Source organism: Streptomyces sp. NPDC033229, assembly GCF_055576875.1.
This window is the reverse complement of sequence record NZ_JBVIQR010000035.1, coordinates 68,423-91,109: the sequence shown is the minus strand read 5'-3', so window position 1 is coordinate 91,109 and position 22,687 is coordinate 68,423. Positions and strand designations below refer to the sequence as shown.

The following is a 22,687-nucleotide window of genomic DNA, read 5'->3' as shown; positions in this document are numbered from 1 at the left end:
CCATCGGGAAGAACGGATTGATGGCCAGATGGACCGTCGCCGAGCGGTCACAGGCGGACAAGCGGTCGATCAGCTCGCCGACCGTCATATGCGGGGTGTGCGGGTTCAACTCGTTGCTCCTTGCGATGGAGGTCCCGGGTCAGACGGGGGAAGCGAGGCGGGACGTGGCCAGGACGCAGGCCACAGCGGCGGCGACGACCTCAGCAGGGGTCTCGGCGTCGAAGGAAACGTGGTAGCCGGGCACCTTGGCGGTCCCGGTGACGGAAAGCCGCCAGCCCTCACCGTCGCTGCCGGGCCGGCCGGCGGGGAACCATCCGAGGTAGAAGCGGCCGTCCTTGCTGCCGATGTGAACATCGGCGCGGTCGTCCACGATCAGATGGAAGTCCTCCGACCCAAATTGGTCCGTCACGAGCCCCGGTTGGCCGGGACCCAGCCGCCACTGGCGCAGTCGCAGCGCGTCGATGCTCGTCGAGAATCCGGGACCGGCTACATCCACGGTCACAGCGCAATCACCTCTCTGACCTGCGGGTTTTTCACGAAGGCGTCTACGTTGACATGCCTCGCGAGCCTTGGCCAGCCGTTTCGCGATCTTTCCTGTCTGCCCGAGGCGAACTGCTAGGCCGCGCCGGTGTTGTAGGGTCCAGAATTTTGCGACACAGCCTCAACTGCGATGGCACCAGAAGGCACTTGTGCCGTCCACCTGAGATCCGCAGGTCAATCCGGTCATCCGTTCGGGTGATTCGACACGGTGCTGGCACCGCCGCGGATACCGCGCACTGATGGAGAAGATGACAGCCGCCTCCGCAATCCCGTGCTCAGCGCCGCCGCAACGCAGCGGCAACCGAGGCCGCCGCTTTGCCCGGTGCCCGTGCAGAGCGCGCCTAGCTGTGCGGACCCGCGGCGACAATGCGGCGTGCCCGCCCCGACGTGGTCGGCGAGAAGGAGGCGCCCTGATAGCACAGCAGCAGAAGCGACCCTCGGACCGGTTCACGGCCCGAGGCCCGCTCGTTTGCTGCGGTGGAAGGAACACACCGGTCGCGCGCCGGGAAACTACCTTCTGGAGATGGCGAGGAAGGCGGCGATCACACCCACGATCGTGACGACGAGGGTCACGCCAGCGACCGCGACTGTGAGCGGGGTCGCGAGCGAGGGATGCGCGATCGTCACGTAGAGCAGGCCGGCTCCGATGACGAGGACGACGAGGACGAAGACCAGGATCAGGAGAGGGAGAAGGGACGCGGCGGCCGGGCCTGCGGGAGCCGGACACTGCTGAGGCTGGGCGGAAGGCGTCTGGGTGGGGCTGCTGTTGGTCATGGCACGAGCATCGTTGCGATCGCCGGCAGATACTGCCCGACAAAATCGGGGGTGTTCTCCGGACGACCGCGACGGGGCCGGACGCGGGTTTGCGAGATAGTGGCCGTATGGCATTCGGGATGCGGTTCGGCGAGATCGAGATGGACCTCACCGAGACCGGCGTCACCCTGCGGAATCTCTACGGGTGGCCGGGGTGGGTAATCGAGGTCGACATCGACTGGTCAACCTGGAGCGCGCGCACCGTCCGGGACGTCCCTCCCCCTCGGACCCGGAGCAACGCCCGGCGACCGACCGACGACCCCGAACTGGTCCGACGCGTCAGGAAGGCGGCTGAGGCAGCCAAGGAACTCCCCCGCAGCTCGATCTGGGTGGTCTCCTTGGCCCTTCCCACGCCGCACAAGAAGAAGACGGATGGCGTGCAGCTGCGAGCCGCCGCCATCGCCACGATGTACAACTACGCGCGCAAGCTCGGACTCTCCCCGAAGCGCGCCATCTCGGAGGTCTACGACCTCCCTCTATTGGAACCCGAGGGTAAGCGTGCGCAGCCCTCCCGCAAGTTCGAGCGCTGGATCGAGCAGGCCCGCAAGACCATCAACCCAGAAACCGGCAGGCCGTACCTCCCGCCCTACATCAGCGAGCTCCACGCCCCCAGGCTGTGGCCGATCGGCCGCGGACACTCACTGGAGCCGCGCCGCGCACAACCAGCGTTTCCCGAGCCGGTCCGAGAGGGACCGTACGCCGGCCACGTCCTGACCTTGAGGGTGTCGAGAACGGCGCCGCCGGACTGGGCAGCCCAAGAAGCCCAGGAACGGGGATCCCGGATGATCGGCCCGGACCTGGTCATCGAGGGGAGCTGGTCCAACGGCAAGGAACCGCCGCCACTTCCCGTGATCCGGGACGTCTGCCCGGGGGAGACCCCCCGCCGGGTGCAAAGCCTGGTCAAGGAGCTGGAGGCGTGCTATCCCGGGGCGAAGGTCACGGCCACGGTCAGCGCCCAGGCAATGGGACAGCCCCCCCCAGGGCGGACTGATCAAGGTGTCGAACGGGGCCCCGGTCATACCCCGGAAGAGTTCCGCGGAAGGGCGTGCTCGGCAGGCTGGTTGAGTCGCTGCTATCGCCAGCGCTGTTCAAAGGTGCCGCGGTCACCGGCATGTGATCGGGACCGAACTGTCTCGGACGGCGCCAAGCCGACCGGCCGGTCCAGACCACAAGGAAATGCCGCGCCCGTGAGACTGAACCGCAGGCCATCGCTGTGAGACAGCTTGAAGGCTGCTGGCCAAGAGCCCGGCCTGTGTCGGCAGTCACCACGCCCCATGGTCCCTCCATCGCGCAGCCGGGTCTACGGCGACCGCTGCTCCGAAACCTGACCCGAACCGCGCATGTAGGCAGAGCAGTTCGCGGCCCTGATGGTGCCCGTGGCAGGCGTGGGACGGGGCTTCAGCCACGCTGTGCGCTCCATGGGCTACGACGGCACCTTCGCCCCTGACGCCTATCTCCAATAGGGAATGTAATCGGAGGAGCGCGGGGTGTTTCCTTTCGTCCGCCTGCATCCTCCCATCTGAGTAGGTGTGCCAGGTGTGGACCTCCCGACTGCTTGAGGAGGCAGGATGACGTGCAAGGCATCAGGGCTCGGCGGAATTTTACCGATACGCATGAGGGCCGCCGCGAGGCGATTTTTGCCGTCTGCCGTGAGACTTCCCCCGTCCAGATAGTTTTTTACGGACTTGGCAGGGAGTCCAGTGTGGTGTGCGAGAACAGGAATAAAGGTACCGCCGTAGTAGCGACCAAGGGCCTGTAGGTTATTTCTCATCACTTGGTGATCAACAGTGATCGCATACTTCATCCGCCACGCGGGGCGACCACGCTGCCAGTCCGAGGTATCCTCCGCGCCCAGACGCGTCAAGGGATTTGCGCTTCCATCACCACGACTTGGGGCCATAAGGCTTCTAAGTCGTTCCTGCTCCAGCGCCGCGTCCATCGCTCGGCGGGGGCTGGAGCTGGTGCGTTCGAGAAGGTTTAGCCATTCGATCTGCTCGGAGAAGGTGAGGACACCACACGCCTGCAAGAAAGCCGTTAGTCCTCGGACCGTAACAGGTTGATGTCCACGACCCATGGCGGTGAGAGTCGAATGGGAGTAGTCGCTCTTACGCGCAAGAGCCCGATACGAAAGCGACCGGTAATTACGCAGGCTCTCCAGCCAGAACGCCAAGGATCTGGAGCCGGAGGCGTGGGATGGAGGCGTGAGCTTCTTCGTTCGCTCCCAGCGTTCCCACGTGGAGCGCCATGCCTGAGGGTGACGGTCGCTCCGCGCAAGGGCTCTCCGCTGTTGCGACTTCCGCTCGGCGTGGTCGGCTGCATACTCGCGCGCTGCAGCCTCGCGGCGTGCGAGCCAGGGGCTGGGGTCGAGTTCGCCGCAGGCGAGCACGTAATCCATCACCGTTCTCTTACTGGGTGCCAGAAGACCACCTTCCGCTGTCGAAATGGTGCCGGTCGACAGACCCGATAGTTTCGCCAGCCGCTGCTGCGTCAGACGCTGGCCATGCCGCAGTTCACGTAATTGCTGGGCAAGTAAAACGCGGTGGGGCGCTTTATCGGTCGCTGGAAGTTCGTTACTGAAGCGGGCCACGGCTCTACCTCCGTCCAGGAAGCCCGAAAGGGGGCGCCCCCATCGGCGCCCCCTCGGCGGTCAGGTCAGACGGTTCCGCAGTTCCGCCGCAATGAGGCCAGCGCTACCAATTGCGCACAGCGCAGCGGACGCGGACCACCCCAGCGCAGCCAGAAGGAGCAGAGCCACGAGAATGAGGCTCAGCAGGGCCAGTGCCATCAACGGCAGGTCACACAAAGGCGCCTGCCCTTCCCCCTGCTCGGCAGGGACGTGGACGCAGGGAAAAAACCGGCGAGGCTAGAAGCGCTAATGTCGAACACGAGCATCCTTCACAATCGGGGGACGGCATGTTCGCCGCCCCGGATGAAAGAGGGTCTACTGATCCGGACAAGGGCTTATTCCGGCCGGGACGGTTGACGCCGCTCGGCCGACTACCGTCATCTTCCACGCTCTGAGGCCAGCCAACAACCCACTCTGACAGAGTTTGAAGAATGCGCGTCCCCTTTCTTCAAAAATTGTAACCTGAAGCGCATTTTGAAGAATCGTTCTCTGGATGAAAACGGCCATGTCAGGGCAGGTCTTGAGGGAGCGCCTGTCAGGGATCGTCTTGACAGGTCTTAGGCGGCGCACGGCAAAGTGTGTTCAACGTCGGGCGTCCCGTGGATGCTGGCGTGCCACTGGGCATCCCTGTCTCTTGATCCGGACAAGGCCCCCTGGCATCCCCGCTTGGTTGTTGACGCGACCTGCGCGGCACGGGCCGGATGAGCGGCTCTTTCCCGCTCATCCGGCCCGCTGATCAATCTGTGGCTCCGTCTTCCGGGGCGACGTCTAGGACGTGCGACGACCCCCAGGGTCTGGACAGATCCCGGGAGCCGTGTCAGCGGTTGGTCAGGTTATGTCAGCTTTCGGCAGGGTGGTCGTCGCCCTCGTTGTCCGTACAGCGTCGGCGCAGCGCGAAGACCGCTCCTGCGCCGGCGACGATGAGAAGGCCGGCTCCGCCGAGCAGCCAGGGGGTGCTGTTGGCGCCGGTGTGCGCGAGCGCGCCCTCGGGCTCGGCGGCTGCCGGGGTGTTGGAGGCGGTCTCGTCGGCGGCCGGGGTGCCGGAGGTGGACGAGGAGGGGGCGGTTGCGGTTGCGGAGGGCTTGTCCGGTGTCGGCTTGTCCAACGGCTTGCCCGGGGTGGTGGTGTCGGGGGAGGCCGGCGGGGTGGTGGGCGGCTTGGTCGGCTGGTTGTTCGCGGTGTCAGCGAGGGTGGCGGTGACCGGTGCGCCGGGCTTCGCGGTGATCTTTGCCGGCGTGGCGTCCATCTGGTAGCCAGCGGGAGCTTTGGTCTCCGTGGCCGTGTAGGTGGTGCCGGTGCGGGAGGAGACGGTGACCTTGGTCGAGGCCGTGCCGTCCTTGCCCGTGGTCAGGGTGATGGAGTCGCCCTTGTCCGTGGGCGCGATGTTGATGACGGCACCGGCCAGGGGCTTGCCGGTGGCCTTGTCGGTCTTCTTGACCGTCAGCTCGGCGGGCTTGAACGGATCGATGGTCGTCAACGGCGTGTCCTGGCCGGCAGTGACGATGACGTCCTGGTCCGGGACAAGCTCGTGCAGAGCGCTGCCGGTGGAGATCTCCTTGAGGCGGTACACGCCGGGGGTGACGCCGTCGAAGCGCAGGACGCCGTCGCCGTTGGTCTTGCCCTGAAGGGCCTTGGTGCCGTTGACGGTATCGAGGAGGCTGAATTCCGCGCCTCCGAGGACGGCTCCGCTCGGGTCCTTCTTCGTGATCTTGACGCCTCCGGTCGGTGTGTCCGGCGCGGTACGCGAGGGGGCCGTCGCGGTGGGGGTGGGTTCGGGGGCGTGGGCGGAGGCGGTCGGGGCCCAGGCCAGGGTGCCGGTGACAACGGCGGCAACGGTGAGGGCCGCGGCAGGAAGGCAGCGGGCGGAAGGGCTGTGCAAGTAGGAACTCCAGGGAAGGGGCAGAGCGCCCGGGACGGGTGAGGGTGGCCAGCGGGCCCGGCTCGGCCCAGGGGGCGCAGGTGGCGTGGCGACCGGTGAAGGGACCGGTGTTGGCTTGGCCGGTGTTGTTGCCACGATGAAGACCTGGCGGCGGGTGTGGAATGGGACCTCCTTCACCGTGCGGGTCACCGGTAACCAGTGATGTGGTGAAGGCCGTGACCAGCGTCGTGGGTGTGCCGTGGGAGAACTGGGCGCCCCAGTGGGGCTCGCTCAGGTATCCGCCCCAGGCCGACCAGATCGGCGAATTGGTGCTGGTGATGGCGTAGCGGTGCTGGACAACGCCGAGGGTATGGGGGTCGCGGAAGAACTGCCTGCCGTCGGTCTTGATCTCGTGATTCCAGCCGCGGGCGAGGAGAAGTGCGTATGCCTCGTGCGGTGCTGTGTCGTCGTCGAGCAGCGGGTCGTGGTCGCTGTGGCGGCCTTCGAGGTAGAGGTCGAGCAGTTCGGCGTGGAAGTCGTGGAGTAGTTCGACGGGGGTGGTGGCGTCGAAGGTGATCTGCCAGGCGGCGGGGGCGTGGCGCCGGTCGGCGGTGACGGTCCACTTTTCCCCCCCCCCGCGGGGCTGTCGGGGTCGGGGACCAGGCCGGTGAACAACCGCAGGCAGGGGCTGGTGGCGAGGGCTGCCCCGCCGACGGTCTGGTGGAGGGACCAGTCCTCAGGGAAGGGCCAGACTGTCCGGAGGTCGGCTGCTCCGGGGCCGGCTAGGTGGCGGGGCAGGACCTTCACCTGCTGATCCGGGGCGAGGTGGGTGAAGGGATCGGTCGACATGGGAGGTCCTCGGCTGCGGCGAGCGGGGTGAGCCCGGCAGAACGGCGCGGTGGGCTGCCGGCGGTCCGTGTGGCGGCACCTATCGGGAGGTTTCGTCTGCCCGAGCAAGTCAGCGGGTGCACGCGGGCGTGCGGCCAGCTGGTGCGACCGGTGGTCGCCCCGCCGTCGGGGCAGGCGGTGTGCGGGACCGGGCGGCGGCCGTGGCGGCGCCGGGGAACCACACCTGCGCGTACTGTTCGATCGCGCGGCGCAGTCCGCGGACGTCGGCTCCCTGCCAGGGTGGTTCGCCGCCGCGCTGCCAGTCGCGGATGCGCGCGTATCCGTCCCTGCCGGGACGCACCTCTCGAGCGGCATCCCGTCGGATGAAGGTGCCATGGTCGGCGAAGGTGAGGATTGCGGTGTCGACCACCCCCTGCTCAGGGTGGATCACCCGTAGGTGCAGGCCGTCGTACTGGCCCTCGAAGATGGTGCGCGCGAAGTCGATGCGCAGGCGCAGCGGGGAGCCGGGGGTAGGGGTGGCGTAGTAGGTGTCGCCGACGACGGTGTTGTCGTCGAAGGGGAGTTGGAGGTGCTCGGTGAAGAACTGGTGTGCGTGCAAGGGCACGGTCAGGGGCCTTCCGGCGGAAAGAAACAGGGTCAGCGGCGGGGGCCGGCGGCGTGGCTCGCGGGAGGGGTGGCGGGACGTGAGGTGGTGCTCCAGCGGGGGACGCTGACCGTGCCGAGGGCTGGTGGGCGGCGGGCAGCGGTGCGGCGTACGTCGAGCGGAGTGGGGGCCGGCGGCGGTGGAGGCGTGATGGGGGTCAGCTGGGCGGTTTCGCGCAGGGAGCGGGGCATCGCAGCCTCCCAACGCGGAAGCGGGGCCGGGTCGCAGACGGACGTGGTGATCGCGGCGACCAGGGGGACGGGGGTGTGGGAGGAGGCGGTGGCGTACCAGCGGGCTCCGGCCGGGCCACCCCACAGGTACCAGCGGGCCTCCAGCGTCGTCAGCTCGCGGGCGGGGTCGAGTTGGACGGTGGCGTACTCCAGGCCGGCCATGCCGTCGGCGCTCTTCACCTCCATGGCGCCCCCGCGCGGTGGCTGCAGTGCCCAGCCGCGGTTGATCAAGGGCACCACGGCGTCGAACCCCGGCGGCCTGCGCGCAGAGTTGGTGAGGTAGGTGTCGGGTCCGTCGGTGTACGCCTGCGCTAGGGCGGTGGTGAAGGCGGTGACGAACTCGGTGGGCGCCGCGTCGTTGAAGCACACGCCCCAGTGCGGCTGGGCGAACACGTCGTTGTAGGCGGAGATCCGCCACAGGCCGTCGTCCTCGCCTTCGGGGAGGTAGCCGAGGCGGACCTTGCTGTCAGGCGAGGAGAGGTAGACGTTGCCGTACTCGTCGTGACGCGTCCGCCAGCCCAGCGCGAGCAGGGGCTTAAGGGCCGGATCGCCGGTGAACGTGCTGCCGGCGAGGTAGCGCGGGGAAACGTAGACGTCCCCGTCGATCTCGGGGGAATCGAACATGAGCACCTAAAAGGGGTCGGGCCGTGGACCAGTGAAAGCGCACGGTCAACTGCACAGCGGGACACCGCTCCGCCGGACCTTCGTGGAGTGCGGGCCGGGAATGGTGCGTAGCCGGGCGAAGGTCACGGTCAGGCCGAGCGCCTGGATCACGGCGCAGGCGGTGACGACGCTGCCCAGCGCGGGGGCCGGGGTGAAGGCGACCAGGAGGCCGGCGAGGGGGAAGGGCAGCAGGAAGATCAGGATGGTCAGGCCGAGGGTGGCGCCGAAAGTCTCGGGCGGAATGAGGTGGGAGCGCAGGGTGCGCAGGACCACGGACATGCCGCCTTCGCCGGCCATGAGGACGGCGATCATGATCAGGTAGGCGGTGTAGGTGTGGGCGGCGGCGACCGCCAGGCCGGCGCCGCTGACCACCGCGGCGGAGGTGGCGCCCACGGCCCACAGTCCGTACCGGTCGATCGCGGTCCGGCACAGGGCGATGGCGAGGAGGGAGGTGAGGGCGGCGGCCGACCAGATCAGGCCGACTTCGGCGCTGGAGTGGCCGAGTTGCTTGACCACGATGACCGGGGCGGCGGCCTGCATGAGGCCGACGCCGAGGTTGGCCAGGGTCATGCCCGTCACCAGCCAGGCCAGGGCCGGCAAGGAGCACAAGGTGTCCCAGCCGGTTCGCAGCCCCTTCATCACCGGAGCCGGTTCGTCCGCAGGCTGGTGAGGCCGACGGGGGGCGAGGGCGGCGGCGGCCAGGGAGAAGGCGGCGAGGGTGGCCAGCATGCCGGCGGCGCCGGTGTGCTGCAGCAGCAGGCCGGCGAGTGCTGGTCCGGCCAGGGTGGCGGCCTGGTCGATGCTTAGGAGTACCGTCTGCACGCGGTGTGCCCGCTCGCCGGCCTCACGGCTGGCTGTAGCACCGGCGGTCTCGGCCGCGATGTAGCTGAATTCGGTGAGCACACCGGTGACAGCGGCCAGCAGCATGACGGTGGCCGTCGCAGCGAGTCCTGTGGAATGGGCCGGGAGCACAAGGGCGGCGGCCAGTACCACCAGGGCCCGGGCCACCGAGGCGCAGCGCAGGACGCGCGTGGTGCCGTACCGGTCCACCATGGCGCCGGCGAGGGCGAAGGCGGAGAGGCGGGGGATCCACTCCAGCGCGAATGCGACTCCGGTCAGGGTGGTCGAGTCGGTGGTGGCCAGCACGAGTAGGGGGATGCCGTACGTGGTCATCGCGAAGGCGCCGGCGTCGGCGGTGCGCGGCAGGTAGACGGCCCGCACGATGTTGGAGACCGGACGGCGGGCGTGCCGTGGCCCGGAACCAGGTCTCAACGGGTGCTCTCCCTCCGGGCCGCGGTGGCGGAGCGGCGGGCGGGGCCGGCGAGGACGGAGGGGTTCGCCGAGGCCCAAGCGGAGACGGCACTCCATGGCCGGTGCAGGCTGAGCACCTCGTCGGCATCGGTGAGCCGGTGGGCCTCTACGGCCTGCGGCACCCGGTGCGGGCCAGTGGTCTGGCCGGTGGTGCCACCGAGCACAAGGTCGTGGCGGAGCAGCGCGAGGGTGTGCTGGACGCGGGTGATGAAGTCGCTGGCCGGCGCGGGCGCCTGCTGGGCGCGGGCCCAGCGGGCGAGGGCGTCGTAAACGTCGGCGAGGTCGGTGCCGCGGGCGGTGAGCACGTAACACGGTTCCCCGCGGTGGTCGGCGCGCAGGAGCTGGTGGGCGCGTCCGATCTCCAGCGCGGAACGGAGCTGGTGGCGCGGTAGGTCGGCGAAGTTCCGTCCGAGCATGCGGCGGTGAAGGGGGCCGTTGTCGTCGATTTCGGTGACCAGCCGGATCAGCCCCGGATGGGAGAGCACGGTGATGGCGCGGGCCGCCTGCGCGGCTGGGAACGCGGGGGTGGTCACCGGCGGGGGCCTCCTGCCGGCGGGGCCGCGATCGGCCGGGCGGGTATCTGGTGGGAGAACAGGTCGCCCGACTGCCATCGGGCCACCGGCCACTGCGTCGTCGGCGACACGGGGGCCGCAGAGGCGGCAGATACCGGTGGTGCCGGGCGCCGCTCCTGGTGGGTGACCCACGTTCCGGTCCGTCCCTGTGACGGGGACAGCGCCTGCCCCCACAGCGCGTGGGCGGGGGCGTTGGTCACCGGGCGTCCCGCTGCCCATGCCGACAGGGCGCCGTAGACCGGGGCCAGGGCGTGGCCGGTGGCGGAGAGCCGAAAGGCCGAAGCGTCGGTGACTTCGACGAGGCCGTCGTCGATGAGCTGGCGCAGCGGCGGGTAGACGGTGCTGAGGTTGTAGCCCGGCATCGCTTCGACGGCCAGCTCCTTGGCGCTGCTGGTGCCGCGTGCCTTGAGCGACCACAGCAGCGGGGTGGCGTGGCGGGGGGTGAGCAGAGCGAGGGTGTCTTCGATGTTGTCGGCCGCTGGGATGCGCTGGGGCTCGAGTTCGCCGGTCTTGGCATTGGGCACCAGGTCCTTCTCCAGGTGCGTGTTTCCCCAGGTGGCGATCACCATCAGGGCGGGCATCAGTTCGGCGCCGCGGGTGGTGAGGCCGTAGGTGACGTGCCGGGGGGCGTATGCGGTGCGTTCGACCAGGCCGGCGTCGGTGAGCTTGCGGAGCCGGGGGTGGAGCTGGCCGTCGGCGAGCCACGGCAGCTTCGGCTTGATCTCCGCGTAGCGCAGCGGCTGTTCGGCGAGCGTCATCAGCACCCAGACGCTCCAGCGCGGGGCGATCATCTCCAGTGTCTCGGTGACGCGGGAGAGGTCGTTGGTGCGGGGCAGATCGGTGGTGGCCAAAGGGGGACTCCTGAACGAAGGGGGCGGAGCGGTCAGCGGGTGCGGGCGGCGGCAGATGCCGCTGGTGCCGGTACTGCAGTCGGGGCCGCCGTGGGGACCTGGGTGTCCGGGACAGGCAGGCGGCGCAGGCTCGCGAGGACCGCACTCACGCTCTTGGCGTGGGCGTCGCGGACAGCGACGGATTCGGTGATGCGGCGGGCGCAATCGAGGATGTGACCGGCATCGAAGTGGCCGATCTCGCGCTCCGGCTCGCTGAGTTGCTGGAGCCGTGCGAGTTGGAAGGCGATGTTCCGTTCGGCGAGGGCGAGGCTGGCGTGGCTGACGAGGAGGGCGGCCAGCATGCTGTCGTGCGCCGTGGCGGCGGCGTGGGCTTCGAGGGCGGCGAGCGGCTGCCCGTAGAGCGCTTCGATACGTTCGGCGATGGTCTGGGACGTGGGGTGGGGCAAGCGGCTGGTCTTTCAGAGACGCCGGGTCCGCGCCGCCCCGGCACGGCCAGCTGCTGGGGCGGCCGGTGGAAGGGCTGTGGTGACCCTCGGCTGGACCAGCTGCACTGGCCGCGTCCGGTCGGGGAGCGACGAGGGCATGGTGTGAAGGAGTTCGTCCAGGGCGACGCGGTAGCCGTCGCGGGCGTCCAGCGCCGCCTCCAACCAATAAGCGTCCACCCGCAGGTCCTCCGCCGACAGCTCGCCCATATCGCGGTCGGGGCCGGTGGCCTGATGGACACGGTCGCGGACCCGGGCGACCTGTTCCTCCGCAAGGGCGAGGAAGCTGCGCAGCTCCATGGCGCGTCGCAGCGCCGCCGGTGATTCCTCGGTGAGCGCCCTTTCGTACAGCACGCCGATGATGGACCCGAAGGCATCCTCCAGCCGGCGGTCCTGGCTGCTGGGCCTCATGCTCACACTCATCGCCTTGCTCCCCGTGCCGGAACCGCCGGGGCCGACGGACGGGTCGGTGGGCTGGTCTGCAGGGCCGGCCCCTGGCCGGTGGCCAGGGCGGCGCCGCGCCGGGGGCCGGATCCGTGCCTGGCGGGGGCGGCGGAGTCCAGGAGGTGGCGCACGACCAGGGCGCGGCCGTCCCGGACCGTGACGGCCGCATTCACCCGGTGGGCACGTTCCATCGCCGGATCGTCGAGCGGTACCGGATCCTGGATGAGGACCGCGACGAGGTCGTCCTCGGCTCGCTCCAGCACCGTCTGGGACTCCGCCAGCAGGCCAATCCAGTGCACAACTTCGGTCGCCTGCTGGTTGGCATGCGGGGCAGCCATCACGGCCCGGCGCAACTCGGGCAGGCTCATGTGGAATCGGGTCTCGATCTGCTGGGTGATGACGCCCATCACATCGTCGACGTCGTCGGACACGGCCAGCTCCTCACAGTGAGTATTCCGACGAGGCAAAGGGGCCCGGCCTGCCCCCTCGAAAACGCTTTGAGTGGCAGATCCGGCTGCTAGGGATGGGGAATTAGTCCAGACAGACGTAGACCTCGTTGTAGACGTAAGTGCCCGAGACCCAGCCGGTAACGCCCGTCGTTCGGTCGGTGATGTAGCGCCAGCCCCCGCTCGACTTGTGAACGGTGAACTTGTGGCCCCGGTACAGAATGCCGACGGCAGTGGAGTTGCTGGTGGCCCTGGAGCGGATGGTGACCGCGCTCGCGTCGATCACCCACGGGCCGGTTCGGTGGCAGTATTCGGGCGCGACGGTCGGGGCTGCAGCGGGCGCTGCATGGGCCTGGGCAGTGAAGGCGAACGGCAGGGACAGCGCCCCGAGGACAGCGGCGTGGACAGCGAATCTGGAAGAACACATGGAGAAGTAACCCCTGGGAAGATAGGAGGAGATAGGGATATGCCCCTCCGGAATGCCGATGGGGATGGATACAAGGGTCTGGACAATTCCCGGTTTCGCTAACCGGAGATGGGCTGCTATGTTCCGGCCCTCACACGAAGGCCAGTGCTTTCCGACAGCAACCCGAAGTCATCGCGCCGGCCGCGCCGTCAACGCCCGCGGCCACGCGGTGGTACGGCCGGTGCGGGCTGTGCGGGCGTGAGGGGCGCCGGGCGGCGGTCTGTGGGCGGCGCAGCCGTCGGCAAAGCGGGGGCCTTGCCAGTCAGGTGGTCCTGGCACCACTCCGCCGCGGCCTTGTAGGTGGCGAAGCCTCCTTCACGCAGCCTGCGTGTGCCCTTGTCGGGGTCGGCTTTCTCCAGCAGGACGCGGAAGGGCAGAGGTGCCCGTTCGTCCAAGGCGCGCAGCAGGACCACGGTCTCGGGCCGGTCCGTGGTGTCGTCAGTGTGGCTGCGCAGCAAGGCGAAATGGTCGCCGTCGGTCATCAGCCGCTCTTGCAGGATCCGGGTAGTCTCGTCGTCGGGGCGTGTGACCATGCCGTCCAGCAGGCCGATCGCCTTCTTGGGGCAGCCACGGGCGATCAGCCAGGACTGGGCCATCACCGCCAACGGCAGTACGGTGCTTTGGAATCGGAAGGTGTGAGCGGCACGGTCGCGCTGCAGGTGTAGGGCGACGATCTGCGGATCGCCGGGAATTTCGGCTCCGTTATGGAGGACGTAGAAGCTTTGTCCGGCATCGTCGGTGTGGTGCTCGGCCAGCACCGTGAAGTAATCCTGATCGAAGGCGATGTGCTGCCGGAACTGCTGCTCGACATCCGGGCTTTCGGCTTCGTATCCGTTGAGGCGGAAGAGGTCTGGATCGGTGTGCTGCATAGTGGCTTTCAGAGAGACGCTCCCGGGGAATGCCATCGGGGACGGACGGATACGGGTCTGGGAATTTCCCGGTCGCGCTAGACAGGAATGAGCTGCTGTGGGCCAGCTCTCGCGTTGGCTGGTGCCCTCCGTCGGCAATCAGAGGTCGCCGCAAGGGCCGCACCGTCAGCGGCTGCGGCCACGCGGTGGTACGCCCGACGCCGGCCGTGCAGGCGTGAGGGGCGCCGGGCGGCGGCGTAGGGGCGGCGCAGCCGCCGGCAGGGTGGGAGTCTCGCCGGTGAGGTGGTCCTCGCACCACTCCGTCGCGACCTCGTAGGTGGCGAAGGCGCCTTCGCGCAGCGTGTGGGTGCCCGCGTCGAGGTCGGCTTCCTCCAGCAGAATCCGGAAGGGCAGAGGTGCCCGCTCGTCCAGGGCCCGCAGCAGGACCACGGTCTCCGGCCGGTCCGTGGTGTCGTCGGTGTAGCTGTGCAGCAGGGCGAAGTGGTCGCCGTCAGTCATCAGCCGCTCTTGCAGGGCCCGGGTGGTCTCGTCGGCGGGGCGTGTGCCCATGCCGTCCGGCAGGCCGATCGTCTCCTTCGGGCAGCCACGGGCGATCAGCCAGGACTGGGCCATCGTCGGCAACGGCAGTACCGCGTGCTGGAAGCCGAACGCACGAGCGGCCGGGTCCCGCTGCAGGTGCAAGGCGATAATCTGCGGCTCCCCCGGGACGCCCCAGGTCGCGGCGCCGTCGTGGAGGACGTAAAAGCTGTGCCTGTCATCGTCGGTGTGGTGCTGGGCCAGCACCGTGAGGTCGGCCTGATTGATGGCGATGTGCTGCCAGAACTGTTCCTCGAGGGCTGGGCTTTCGGCTTCATATCCGTCGAGGTGGAAAGGGTCGGGTTCGGAATGCGGCATGGCGGCTTTCGATGTCAGGGGCGGTGGCCGGAGGCCGGATCGTGGCGGACATGGGCCGCCTGCGGCACCGGCCAGGCCCCGGCCCGCCGGCCGGGCACGGCGGGTGGGCTCGTGCGGCGCGATCCGGGCAGCGCCGCGCGGCCGGCTTCGGTGAGGGTGACGGGTTGTCCCGCGTGCACGGGGTGGGAGGTGTCGCGTTGGACGAGACCGGCGTCTTCCAGGCGCTGAAGTTGGCTGTAGGGAAACCGGGTTCCGGAGGCGGTGACGACCGACAGGCGCTGGGTGAGCAGGTGCTCGTGCAGCTTGGCGCCCTGGGCGATGGCCAGTAGCGCGGCGATATCCGGTGCCGTCATCTCCCGGCCGTCGAACGAGGCGTGCTCACGGGCGGCCGTCTCGAGCGGCTCCAGGACGGCCACCAGGTGCTGTTGGCGTTCGCCGCGGGTGGCTGTTGCCTGCTTCAGCTGATCGACGGTGCGGCCGATGCGCGCGAACAGGGCCGCATCGACGGGGAACTCGCCGGAGGACAAGCGGTGCAGCAGGACACGGTGGAAGGTCACCGAGGTTTCGGCCTGGGCGAGGCCGCGATGGGCGTCGACCAGACGGCGATGGGGCTCGTCGAGCAGACCGCGGTCGCGGTGCTCCCACAGCTGGTCGACGCTGCGGCCGGTGGCGCCCTCGACGCGGTGATCCAGTGCCGTCAGCGCCTTTCGTGCCGTGGTCGGCGCGCGAGTGGTGGACATGAGGTGCAGGGGTTCCTTGAGGTGATGTCATAGCGCACGGCCGAGGGGAATCCGGACGTCGATGCGGGTGCCGTCGCGCACGTGCTGAGCAGGGCCAAGGTGCTGCAGGAGGCGGAGCATCGGAGTGTTGGCCGCGTCGGTGTGCACGACCAGGGTGTGCACACCCCGGGCATGGGCATGCGCGGCGACGTGCCGGACCAGGGCGGTGCCGATGCCGCGGCGCTGATGGGCGTCGGCCACCTGGAGGGCGGGTTTCCTGGCTGATCCAGCAGGTGCTGTGCTCCAGCAGGCGTTCGAGATGGCGGCGAGTGACGCGGGTACGGCCCCATCGGCGCAGAAGGTTCTCCGGTGAGCAGCGCCGGTGCAGGTCGTCGACCAGGTGCCAGTCCGCCGCCCGTACAGGCCGGGTGAGATGAACGGCGGGGTGGTTCAGCAGCGGCGGTCCCGCAAAGCAGTCTGGAGGGCTGCACGCCGGTAGGACTTACGGCGGCGGCCGTCGGGGAGGGTGATGTCGCGGGGGGAGACCTCGTACCGGGACAGGAGCCTGGCCAGGCGCGCCGGGGTGAGATCGGCGTAGCGCCAGCGGTCCTCGGCGACTCCGGGAAGACTCCGCAGTGCGGCGACGAGGTCGGTGGAGGCCATGGCGTCCGGGTCGCCACGGTCGCCGAAGACCTTCAAGCACGCGTCGACGATGCAGTCCGACGGCTCGGCCCGGCCCGGGTCCGGGGCATCGGTGGCGTCCCTGGGTGCGCCGTCTGCTGTTGCGCGGGTGCAGCAGCAGGCTGACGACAGGAGCGCTCGCAGCTCGTCTCCGGCGTGCAGCCGGGCGAGGAGCAGGGCCGTGAGGTCCACCAGGTCATCGAAGGGGCAAGCTCCAGCGCGCGTGCCGCTGTCCACGATGTCGAGGATGTGCTCGTCGAGGAGCTGGATGGTGAAGAAGGTATCCAGCAGCCATCGGTGGTGCGGGTTCTCCTGGAGCGGTTCGTCCTCCAGCAGGCGGCTGACGAGCGCTTCGAGGAGGGCGGGGGACGTCGTCAACGGAGAGGACCTTTCGACAGGGTGGGTGTGTTCGCGGGTTGGGGCAGGCCGGGCATCGCGTACGGCGGGCCCGGTTTCGGGGTGGGCCGGTGGGTGCCCATCTGCGGGGAGCGGGCGCGGGCGGCGTGGGTGCGCGTGCTCATGGGGCCCCGGGTGATGCCCAGGCGGGCCCGGGCGGTGTCATAGACGTCGAATTCGGCGCGCTGCCGTACCGCGACGACGTGGATCTCCTTGCGGTGGGCAGAACCGGCGGGGGCCGGGCGCTGCGCGTAGACGATGCGCCAGGCGTTGCGCGAGTCGACGTAGACCTTCCGGTAGCCCTCCAGGTCGCCGGCCAGCTTGCCGCCGAACATCCGCGCGTTGACGACGTCCTGGAGCTGGGCGAGGGCGAGGTCGCGGATGTCGCTGGGGGCCTGGAGCAAGTCGGTGAGCGCGCGGGGGTCGAAGCTCAGGCCGAAAGCCGGCTGGTCCGTCATGAGCCGGCCTCGGCCGCGTCTGTGTTCTCCTCCGGTTCCTCGGAGTCGGCGCGTACCGAGCGGAGTGAGGGCTTCGGGCCGGGGAGCAGGCGGTGGGCGGGCCGGTCGGGGTCGGTCATGCACGCCGAGAGCGGTCCGCCCGGTGCCCGGACGGTCGTCATGGCGTGGGTGAGGAAGTCGCGGTGCCACACGAACGGCCCCGAGGGGCCTGCTTCGGGGTCCTTGTGCTGCTGGTAGGCCATCCACAGGGCGTGCAGCCAGGCGACCACGTCGTCGTGCTCCTGCCACTGCTGGCACCACGGGGAGGCGGTGGTGACCTCGGCGCCGTAGGTGGGCATCAGGAAGTCGTCCACCCAGTCGGAGAGGGTGTCCAGCTCGTTCTCGTACTCCTCGCCCTCCAGCTCCAGGATCGGCCGGGGCTCCGGCGGTGCGGTGGGCAGCGGGGGCATGCCGGGCAGACCCGGCATGCCGAAGGCGGGAAACGGCGAGGGGGACGGGTCGGGGGCAGCGGCCAGGTGGTCGAGCTGCCGGGCCTGCTCGGCTGACTGTTCCATCAGCCGGCGGACGCTGGCCTCGATGCTTTCCAGGTTGGAGTCCGGGAGCCGGATCGGCTCCATTTCCCCCTCGTCACGGGGGTCGACGGATTCAGGCACGAATGGATCTCCTTGCAGCCGCGGCCATAAGTAGTGAAGTGCGGCTCCAACCATCCGGGCATTCCCCGGTTTCGCTAACCGGGGAATGCCTGCTATAAAGCGCCGGCGCACGGCACGACAGCCGCTTCCACGTTCCGTACGCCGGACAGCGGTTCAGGCGGAGAGTGCGACGTCGTCCTGGGTGAGGGTCTGGCGCAGGGTGTCGGTGAGCCGGTCGGCGGCGATTCCGGCGTAGTGCTTGGTCTTCTCGATGCCGATGAAGTCCCGGCCCTCAAGTAGGGCGGCGACTCCCGTCGATCCGGAGCCGGCGCAGAAGTCGAGGACGGTGCCGCCCAGCGGAGCGATCTGTACGAGCTCGCGCATCACCTCCACGGGCTTTTGCGTGATGTGCTGCCGGTTCTTCCCCGAGGGCTGCGAGGCGCTGTACAGGCCAGGCAGGTATACGGGGTTGGCCGAGCCGTCAATCGGGCCGTTCGAGGCCCAGACGATGAATTCGCAGTTCTGCGTGAAGCGTCCCTTCTGCGGCCTGGCCTGCGGCTTGTGCCAGGTCAGCACCCCACGCCACAGCCAGCCGGCGGCCTGGATGGCGTCCGTGGTGATGGGCAGCTGCCGCCAGTCGGTGAACAGCAGCGCGGTACCGCCGGTCCTGGTCAGGCGATGGGCCTCGGTCATGATCTGCGTGAGCCAGAAGCCGTAACTGCGCTGGTCCATATTCTCGCCCGTGAAGTCCGGCAACTGGTGGCCTGCATCGGCGGAGGTGTACTTCTGCCGCGCGGTTCGACTCGTGCGCTCCTTCGCTGTCCGGCCACCGGAGTTGTAGGGCGGGTCGGTGATGACGGAGTCGACGCAGTTGTCCGGCAGGCTGGACAGCACGCTCAGCGCGTCGCCCTGGTGAAGAGAAAAAGGCAAAGGGAATCCCCAATCCGGGTCCGGGAGATGAGAGAGAAGGCCGCTCAGGCCCTCGCATGATCCCCGCGTATGCATGCGGGCATAGGGAAGCCCACGAGCCGAAGTGGCGGGGTGCGAGGGGGAGAGTGCCAAAATTGTAGGCCACGATCCCCGGTTGAGCGGTACCGCCAGCCGTAAGTGCCGGGCTCGGGCTTTGACCGCCCGGCTTTTTCGCCAACCGGGAATCGCCGCTTACTGTTTTGGAACCGCCAGGCGCACACCGCCGTTGGCGCCTCCTTCCCTCTCTCGTGCCCTCACGGAGGTTCACCCTGTCCCGGCCCACTTGACCTGCCCGCTGGCCCGGGCGTCGAGCTGCCACTCGCGCCCCGTCTGCCGGCCTCGGTTCACCCACCACCCCGGCCTCCGAACCCTTTCCACCTTTTCCACGCGTGCGCGGCCGGGCCTCACTTCGAAGGAATCACAGTGATCCACCGCTTCCCTCTGCTGCCTGAACGGCCGCCGCGTTCCCAGCGCCTTCCGGGAGGCGGAGCGGGTTGAAGGGCATAGTCGCCGTCCTCGGCGTCGTCTGCCTCTCCCCTCTCCTGATCGCCGGCGCCGCGGCGACCGCCGCGGCCGGCTCCGGCGGTGCTCAATCCCAGGCCGCGAGCTGCACTACCGGCGCTGACGTCGACACCGACGCCGTCGCCAAGCAGGTCGCCTCCATCCTCGGCGGCAAGGGCTCGAAGAAGGATGTCCACGTCGAGGGCCTGGAGCTGCCCGCCGAGCAGATCCCGAACGCCAAGACCATCGTGGCCACCGGCCTCTCCTTGAAGGTGCCCGAGCGCGGACAGATCGTCGCGCTCGCCACTGCCACGCAGGAATCGCGGATCCGCAACTTGAACTACGGCGACCGCGATTCGCTCGGGATATTCCAGCAGCGCCCCAGCCAGGGATGGGGCACCCCCCAGCAGATCCGCGACCCCGTTTACGCCTCGACGAAGTTCTACAAGGCGTTGCTCGAGGTGCACGGGTGGCAGCAGATGACCGTCACCCAGGCCGCGCAGGCCGTCCAGGCGTCCGGGCTTCCCGACGCGTACGCGCAGTGGGAGCCGCTGGCCCGCGCCCTGCAGCAGGCCATCGTCAAAACGCTCCCGAACGGCGGCAAGAACGCCGCCGACACCAAGAACAGCAAGGACACGCCGGCCCCGCCCGCCGGCGGAGGGTGCAAGCCCGGCGAGGACGGATCCGGGTACGGACCGATCCCCGAAGGGGCCGTACCCAAGGGCTACTCGGTTCCCAAGGACGCCAACCCCAAGGCGCGCAAGGCCATCGAGTGGGCGATGCACCAGCTCGGCACCATGTACCAGTGGGGCGGCGAGTGCACCAACCCGCACGGCCCGGACCCGATGGGGCGGTGTGACTGCAGCTCGCTGATGCAGCAGGCGTACGCCCATGCCGGCGTCCAGCTCAGCCGCACGACCTACACCCAGGTCAACGAGGGCAAGTCCGTCTCGCCCAAGAGCCTGCAGCCCGGTGACCTGCTGTTCACCCGCGGCACCGCCGCCGTCCCCGAGCACGTGGGGATGTACATGGGCGCCGGTCTTGTGATCGAAGCGCCGCGCACGACCCGGCCGGTGCGGATCCAGCCGGTCAAGGGCTGGGACATCCTCGCCGCCCGCCGGGTCATCTGAACGCCCCTCCCGCCACCGCCCGGCCGCGCACCGGCGCCCGGCGCCCGGCGCCCTCCCGGCTGCCGCCATCCCCTCCGCTTCTCCCCCTCACCGCGGGCTCCCGCCTGCCCGCGTCTGCAAGGAGTTCCGCCATACCCATGTCTCTCGCAGACCGCGTCATCACCCTCGCCTACGACCCAGGTGTCACGCCCAAGGAGGGCGGCCTGCCCGGCCTGTCGGTGCTGAAGAACGTGGTCAGCTCGATCAACCTCTTCGGCATCGTCGCCGTGGTCGGCGCGCTGGCCGTCTCGCTCGGCGTGTGGGCCTGGGGCCACCACACCGGCGGCCACCAGGCCGAGGCCAACGGCAAGAAGGGCACGGTCGTCGCGGCCGGCGCCGCCCTCGGCCTCGGCGCCGCGAACGGCATCGTCGCCTTCTTCTCCGCGCTGGGGACGCAGGTCCACTGATGCCGCGCTTCCCTTCATCCCTCTCCAGCTACGGCACCACCTGGTCGGCCAAGGCCCGCGTCCTCGCCGGTGTCCTCGTGCTGAGCGTCCTGCTCGCCGTCGCGGGCCTGGCCGCGTGGGCCACCGGCAGCGGCGGCCAGGACCACGACGACACCGCCGCCCCCTCCCCCAGCAGCACGTCGGCGTCACAGTCCGTGCCGAAGACGACCCCGGGGACGGGCTCGGTGCCCAAGCCTCCGCAGCTGTCCGACCCGCTCGCCTACGCCAAGGCCGCCGCGGTGATGCTGTGGTCCTACGACACCCGCACCACCAACCGCGACCAGCAACTGGCCGGAATGGCCGCGTGGATGACCAAGGAGACCAAGTACACCGACTGGACCTCCATCTCCGCCCAGGTGCCCGACCCGGTGCTGTGGTCACGGATGGCCGACAATGCCCAGTACGCCACCGTGAAGATCACCGAGGCGCACTTCCCGTCGGCGTTCAAGCAGGCCCTGGCCGACAGCCCGTCCGCGATCACCGAGGCGTATATCTACGCCGTCACCGTCACCGGCAAGCAGCAGATCACCTGGAAGCAGGGCGGCGGCGGAGCCGAGGACCGCTCGGTCACCCTTGCCGTGCAGTGCCGCCCCTCCCGTGACTGCTCCCTGGTCTCCATCGCACACCGCGTCGCCCCGTGACGGGCCACTGACCCAAGAAAGGAGGAAACGTTTCAGTGGACTTCTGTTCCATCCCCATCGCGGGCAAGGTCTGCGCCGCCGCCGATGCCATCGACTTCGCGTCCGACCCGGGCAAAGCGATCACCGAAGGCATCGGCAACTGGATCGCCAAGAGCACCGGCCAGCTGGCCGCCGCGGCGGCCGATCTCGCCGCTGAAGCCGTCAACAAGACCACCCAGGTCGATTTGGGTGCCGGCTGGTTCCGCAGCAACTACGAACTGATCTTGCCCATCGGCCTCGTGCTGCTCGTCGCCACCTTCTGCGCCCAGCTCATCCGAGCCGCGGTCAAACGCGACGGCCAAGCCCTCGGTCAGGCGTTCACCGGCACCATGTCCGGCGTCCTGTTCGCCTTCTCCGCCATCGCCGCCACCACCGTGGCCATCGAAGTCGTCGACGCGCTGTCCGACGGCCTGTTCAAGGCCGCCGAATCCTCGCTGTCCGACGCCGTGCGGCGCATGGTCAAGGTGTCCCAGCTCGGCGCCCTGGGCCCGCTGGGCTGGCTGGTGTGCGCCTTCTGCGGCATCGGCGCCGCCATCGGGGCGTTCCTGTACTGGTGCGTGATGATGGTCCGCAAGGTCGGCATCCTCGTCATGGTCACCCTCGCCGTGTTCGCCGGAGCGGGCGGCGGCTGGGAAGTCGCCCGCCGCTGGAGACGGGGCTGGATCGAAGCCACCGCCACACTGGTCTGCAGCAAGCTGTTGATGACCGTGATCTTCCTCCTGGGCATTTCCGCCATGGGCAAGGCGGATTCCAAGGACGGTCTCGGCGCACTCGCCGACGTCATGTCCGGCATCGTCATCATGATCCTCGTCCTGCTCTGCCCGTACGCGACCTTCAAGTTCGTCCACTGGGCATCGGAAGGCACCAACGGCGAGGACATCCACCGCGCCGGCGGAGCCGGTGCCCAGATGGCCAAGCAGCACACCGAACGAGCCGCCCGCAAGGGCGCCCAGGCCGCCGCAGCGGCCGGAACCGGTGGCGCCGCTGCCGGAGCAGGTGCCGCCGGCGCCGCGGCACCGCAAGGTCCCGACGCGATTCCCGGCGGCTTCCCCGGCGACATCGCCCCCACCAGCAGCGGCGGCCAGGGCGGCGGCGAGTCCTCCGGAGGCGGCGGGGTGAAGAACGGCCTGAAGCAGGCTGTCCAGCCTCCGCCGACCCGCCCGACGGATGACACCAGCGGCCAGTTCGGTGGCGGCCCCGGCCAGGGCGGAGGCGGCGGCAACGGCGGATCAGGGTCCGCGGCCGCGTCTGGACAGGGTGGCGGATGGATGTCCGCACCGCCGACCGGCGCCACGCCCCCGCCGCAAGGCGCCCCGCCAGCCTCGTCCACGGGGGACGCGGTGAACGGGCCCGTCTCCCCGACGCCGCCGCCCACCGGCATCTGATCCTCCGCCCCGCCCAACGTCAGGGGCGGGACGCACCGACCACTCAGCCGGTGCGTCCCACCCCCGGCCCCGCCCCGCGCACCCTCCCGGAACA

Annotated in this window: 27 protein-coding genes and 1 pseudogene; 6 read left to right on the top strand and 22 right to left on the bottom strand. The window is 69.4% G+C overall.

The genetic code is table 11. From position 1 onward, the window contains the following. Nucleotides 1–139 precede the first annotated feature (139 nt). Together ACZ53N_RS27125 and ACZ53N_RS27120 are read right to left on the bottom strand one after the other, a co-directional pair. On the bottom strand, nucleotides 140–502 hold the full coding sequence (locus ACZ53N_RS27125) for an SPDY domain-containing protein (RefSeq protein WP_469143417.1): 363 nt from the start codon (nucleotides 500–502) through the stop codon (nucleotides 140–142). 548 nt (nucleotides 503–1,050) lie between these two features. Then, nucleotides 1,051–1,314 carry a hypothetical protein gene (locus ACZ53N_RS27120; protein WP_469143416.1) on the bottom strand — a complete coding sequence of 88 codons (264 nt, stop codon included), beginning with the start codon at nucleotides 1,312–1,314 and terminating at the stop codon, nucleotides 1,051–1,053. 107 nt (nucleotides 1,315–1,421) lie between these two features. On the opposite strand from ACZ53N_RS27120, the gene ACZ53N_RS27115 reads away from it, so the two are divergent. Continuing rightward, complete coding sequence (locus ACZ53N_RS27115; protein WP_469143415.1) at nucleotides 1,422–2,570, top strand: hypothetical protein; 1,149 nt, start codon at nucleotides 1,422–1,424, stop codon at nucleotides 2,568–2,570. Nucleotides 2,571–2,803: 233 nt separating this feature from the next. Here ACZ53N_RS27115 and ACZ53N_RS27110 read toward each other — a convergent pair whose 3' ends face one another. Next, nucleotides 2,804–3,940 carry a helix-turn-helix domain-containing protein gene (locus ACZ53N_RS27110; RefSeq protein ID WP_469143414.1) on the bottom strand — a complete coding sequence of 379 codons (1,137 nt, stop codon included), beginning with the start codon at nucleotides 3,938–3,940 and terminating at the stop codon, nucleotides 2,804–2,806. Nucleotides 3,941–4,817: 877 nt separating this feature from the next. Beyond that, nucleotides 4,818–5,858, bottom strand: a complete 1,041-nt coding sequence (locus ACZ53N_RS27105; RefSeq protein ID WP_469143413.1) for an MSCRAMM family protein — start codon at nucleotides 5,856–5,858, stop codon at nucleotides 4,818–4,820. A gap of 328 nt (nucleotides 5,859–6,186) precedes the next feature. Here ACZ53N_RS27105 and ACZ53N_RS27100 point away from each other — a divergent pair, with 328 nt between their 5' ends. Continuing rightward, complete coding sequence (locus ACZ53N_RS27100; protein WP_469143412.1) at nucleotides 6,187–6,384, top strand: hypothetical protein; 198 nt, start codon at nucleotides 6,187–6,189, stop codon at nucleotides 6,382–6,384. Nucleotides 6,385–6,408: 24 nt separating this feature from the next. Here ACZ53N_RS27100 and ACZ53N_RS27095 read toward each other — a convergent pair. The 18 genes and pseudogenes from ACZ53N_RS27095 to ACZ53N_RS27010 all read right to left on the bottom strand — a co-directional run. After that, nucleotides 6,409–6,522, bottom strand: a pseudogene (locus tag ACZ53N_RS27095) (hypothetical protein); the annotation flags it as partial. 273 nt (nucleotides 6,523–6,795) lie between these two features. After that, nucleotides 6,796–7,290 (bottom strand): hypothetical protein, encoded by a 495-nt coding sequence (locus ACZ53N_RS27090; RefSeq protein ID WP_469143411.1) that lies wholly within the window; start codon nucleotides 7,288–7,290, stop codon nucleotides 6,796–6,798. Nucleotides 7,291–7,322: 32 nt separating this feature from the next. Next, complete coding sequence (locus ACZ53N_RS27085; protein WP_469143410.1) at nucleotides 7,323–8,183, bottom strand: SPDY domain-containing protein; 861 nt, start codon at nucleotides 8,181–8,183, stop codon at nucleotides 7,323–7,325. A 45-nt stretch (nucleotides 8,184–8,228) separates the two neighbouring features. After that, nucleotides 8,229–9,494, bottom strand: a complete 1,266-nt coding sequence (locus tag ACZ53N_RS27080; RefSeq protein ID WP_469143409.1) for an MFS transporter — start codon at nucleotides 9,492–9,494, stop codon at nucleotides 8,229–8,231. After that, entirely contained in the window at nucleotides 9,491–10,066 is a 576-nt protein-coding gene (locus ACZ53N_RS27075) for a hypothetical protein (protein WP_469143408.1), read from the bottom strand. The genes ACZ53N_RS27080 and ACZ53N_RS27075 overlap by 4 nt, the downstream gene beginning before the upstream one ends. Further along, nucleotides 10,063–10,956, bottom strand: coding sequence for a winged helix-turn-helix transcriptional regulator (locus ACZ53N_RS27070; RefSeq protein ID WP_469143407.1), 894 nt, complete (start codon nucleotides 10,954–10,956; stop codon nucleotides 10,063–10,065). The genes ACZ53N_RS27075 and ACZ53N_RS27070 overlap by 4 nt, the downstream gene beginning before the upstream one ends. Nucleotides 10,957–10,988: 32 nt before the next feature. Further along, complete coding sequence (locus ACZ53N_RS27065; protein WP_469143406.1) at nucleotides 10,989–11,402, bottom strand: hypothetical protein; 414 nt, start codon at nucleotides 11,400–11,402, stop codon at nucleotides 10,989–10,991. A gap of 12 nt (nucleotides 11,403–11,414) precedes the next feature. Continuing rightward, nucleotides 11,415–11,849 carry a hypothetical protein gene (locus ACZ53N_RS27060; protein ID WP_469143405.1) on the bottom strand — a complete coding sequence of 145 codons (435 nt, stop codon included), beginning with the start codon at nucleotides 11,847–11,849 and terminating at the stop codon, nucleotides 11,415–11,417. Between the two features lie 8 nt (nucleotides 11,850–11,857). Further along, complete coding sequence (locus ACZ53N_RS27055) at nucleotides 11,858–12,313, bottom strand: hypothetical protein (RefSeq protein WP_469143404.1); 456 nt, start codon at nucleotides 12,311–12,313, stop codon at nucleotides 11,858–11,860. Between the two features lie 100 nt (nucleotides 12,314–12,413). Beyond that, nucleotides 12,414–12,755, bottom strand: coding sequence for an SH3 domain-containing protein (locus tag ACZ53N_RS27050; RefSeq protein WP_469143403.1), 342 nt, complete (start codon nucleotides 12,753–12,755; stop codon nucleotides 12,414–12,416). A gap of 188 nt (nucleotides 12,756–12,943) precedes the next feature. Continuing rightward, nucleotides 12,944–13,663: a hypothetical protein gene (locus tag ACZ53N_RS27045; RefSeq protein ID WP_469143402.1), complete on the bottom strand. Its 720-nt coding sequence runs from the start codon at nucleotides 13,661–13,663 to the stop codon at nucleotides 12,944–12,946. Nucleotides 13,664–13,828: 165 nt separating this feature from the next. Next, complete coding sequence (locus tag ACZ53N_RS27040) at nucleotides 13,829–14,557, bottom strand: hypothetical protein (RefSeq protein WP_469143401.1); 729 nt, start codon at nucleotides 14,555–14,557, stop codon at nucleotides 13,829–13,831. Between the two features lie 14 nt (nucleotides 14,558–14,571). After that, complete coding sequence (locus ACZ53N_RS27035) at nucleotides 14,572–15,297, bottom strand: hypothetical protein (protein WP_469143400.1); 726 nt, start codon at nucleotides 15,295–15,297, stop codon at nucleotides 14,572–14,574. A 27-nt stretch (nucleotides 15,298–15,324) separates the two neighbouring features. Then, the gene (locus ACZ53N_RS27030; RefSeq protein WP_469143399.1) at nucleotides 15,325–15,537 is read right to left on the bottom strand and encodes a GNAT family N-acetyltransferase; all 213 of its coding nucleotides are present in this window, start codon (nucleotides 15,535–15,537) and stop codon (nucleotides 15,325–15,327) included. Nucleotides 15,538–15,726: 189 nt separating this feature from the next. Beyond that, nucleotides 15,727–16,335 (bottom strand): DUF3631 domain-containing protein, encoded by a 609-nt coding sequence (locus ACZ53N_RS27025; protein ID WP_469143398.1) that lies wholly within the window; start codon nucleotides 16,333–16,335, stop codon nucleotides 15,727–15,729. After that, a complete protein-coding gene (locus tag ACZ53N_RS27020) occupies nucleotides 16,332–16,811 on the bottom strand; it encodes a hypothetical protein (protein WP_469143397.1) in 480 nt (159 codons plus the stop codon). Before ACZ53N_RS27020 ends, ACZ53N_RS27025 begins: the two co-directional genes overlap by 4 nt. Beyond that, nucleotides 16,808–17,428 (bottom strand): DUF4913 domain-containing protein, encoded by a 621-nt coding sequence (locus ACZ53N_RS27015; protein ID WP_469143419.1) that lies wholly within the window; start codon nucleotides 17,426–17,428, stop codon nucleotides 16,808–16,810. The genes ACZ53N_RS27020 and ACZ53N_RS27015 overlap by 4 nt, the downstream gene beginning before the upstream one ends. Before the next feature lie 189 nt (nucleotides 17,429–17,617). Beyond that, entirely contained in the window at nucleotides 17,618–18,373 is a 756-nt protein-coding gene (locus ACZ53N_RS27010; protein WP_469143396.1) for a DNA-methyltransferase, read from the bottom strand. 533 nt (nucleotides 18,374–18,906) lie between these two features. On the opposite strand from ACZ53N_RS27010, the gene ACZ53N_RS27005 reads away from it, so the two are divergent. The 4 genes from ACZ53N_RS27005 (at nucleotide 18,907) to ACZ53N_RS26990 (ending at nucleotide 22,593) form a co-directional block, all read left to right on the top strand. Beyond that, on the top strand, nucleotides 18,907–20,043 hold the full coding sequence (locus ACZ53N_RS27005) for a C40 family peptidase (protein WP_469143395.1): 1,137 nt from the start codon (nucleotides 18,907–18,909) through the stop codon (nucleotides 20,041–20,043). A gap of 137 nt (nucleotides 20,044–20,180) precedes the next feature. Next, complete coding sequence (locus ACZ53N_RS27000; protein WP_469143394.1) at nucleotides 20,181–20,489, top strand: DUF6112 family protein; 309 nt, start codon at nucleotides 20,181–20,183, stop codon at nucleotides 20,487–20,489. After that, nucleotides 20,489–21,169 carry a hypothetical protein gene (locus ACZ53N_RS26995; RefSeq protein WP_469143393.1) on the top strand — a complete coding sequence of 227 codons (681 nt, stop codon included), beginning with the start codon at nucleotides 20,489–20,491 and terminating at the stop codon, nucleotides 21,167–21,169. The genes ACZ53N_RS27000 and ACZ53N_RS26995 overlap by 1 nt, the downstream gene beginning before the upstream one ends. A 35-nt stretch (nucleotides 21,170–21,204) precedes the next feature. Continuing rightward, nucleotides 21,205–22,593, top strand: coding sequence for an SCO6881 family protein (locus ACZ53N_RS26990; protein WP_469143392.1), 1,389 nt, complete (start codon nucleotides 21,205–21,207; stop codon nucleotides 22,591–22,593). The last annotated feature ends 94 nt before the right edge of the window (nucleotides 22,594–22,687 follow it).

Coding starts and splice junctions, on each gene's coding strand:
- ACZ53N_RS27045 (WP_469143402.1), bottom strand. CDS start 13,663: ATGCAGCACACCGATCCAGACCTCTTCCGCCTCAACGGATACGAAGCC.
- ACZ53N_RS27115 (WP_469143415.1), top strand. CDS start 1,422: ATGGCATTCGGGATGCGGTTCGGCGAGATCGAGATGGACCTCACCGAG.
- ACZ53N_RS27085 (WP_469143410.1), bottom strand. CDS start 8,183: ATGTTCGATTCCCCCGAGATCGACGGGGACGTCTACGTTTCCCCGCGC.
- ACZ53N_RS27015 (WP_469143419.1), bottom strand. CDS start 17,428: ATGGAGCCGATCCGGCTCCCGGACTCCAACCTGGAAAGCATCGAGGCC.
- ACZ53N_RS27000 (WP_469143394.1), top strand. CDS start 20,181: ATGTCTCTCGCAGACCGCGTCATCACCCTCGCCTACGACCCAGGTGTC.
- ACZ53N_RS27050 (WP_469143403.1), bottom strand. CDS start 12,755: ATGTGTTCTTCCAGATTCGCTGTCCACGCCGCTGTCCTCGGGGCGCTG.
- ACZ53N_RS27035 (WP_469143400.1), bottom strand. CDS start 15,297: ATGTCCACCACTCGCGCGCCGACCACGGCACGAAAGGCGCTGACGGCA.
- ACZ53N_RS27020 (WP_469143397.1), bottom strand. CDS start 16,811: ATGACGGACCAGCCGGCTTTCGGCCTGAGCTTCGACCCCCGCGCGCTC.
- ACZ53N_RS27120 (WP_469143416.1), bottom strand. CDS start 1,314: ATGACCAACAGCAGCCCCACCCAGACGCCTTCCGCCCAGCCTCAGCAG.
- ACZ53N_RS27040 (WP_469143401.1), bottom strand. CDS start 14,557: ATGCCGCATTCCGAACCCGACCCTTTCCACCTCGACGGATATGAAGCC.
- ACZ53N_RS26995 (WP_469143393.1), top strand. CDS start 20,489: ATGCCGCGCTTCCCTTCATCCCTCTCCAGCTACGGCACCACCTGGTCG.
- ACZ53N_RS27060 (WP_469143405.1), bottom strand. CDS start 11,849: ATGAGGCCCAGCAGCCAGGACCGCCGGCTGGAGGATGCCTTCGGGTCC.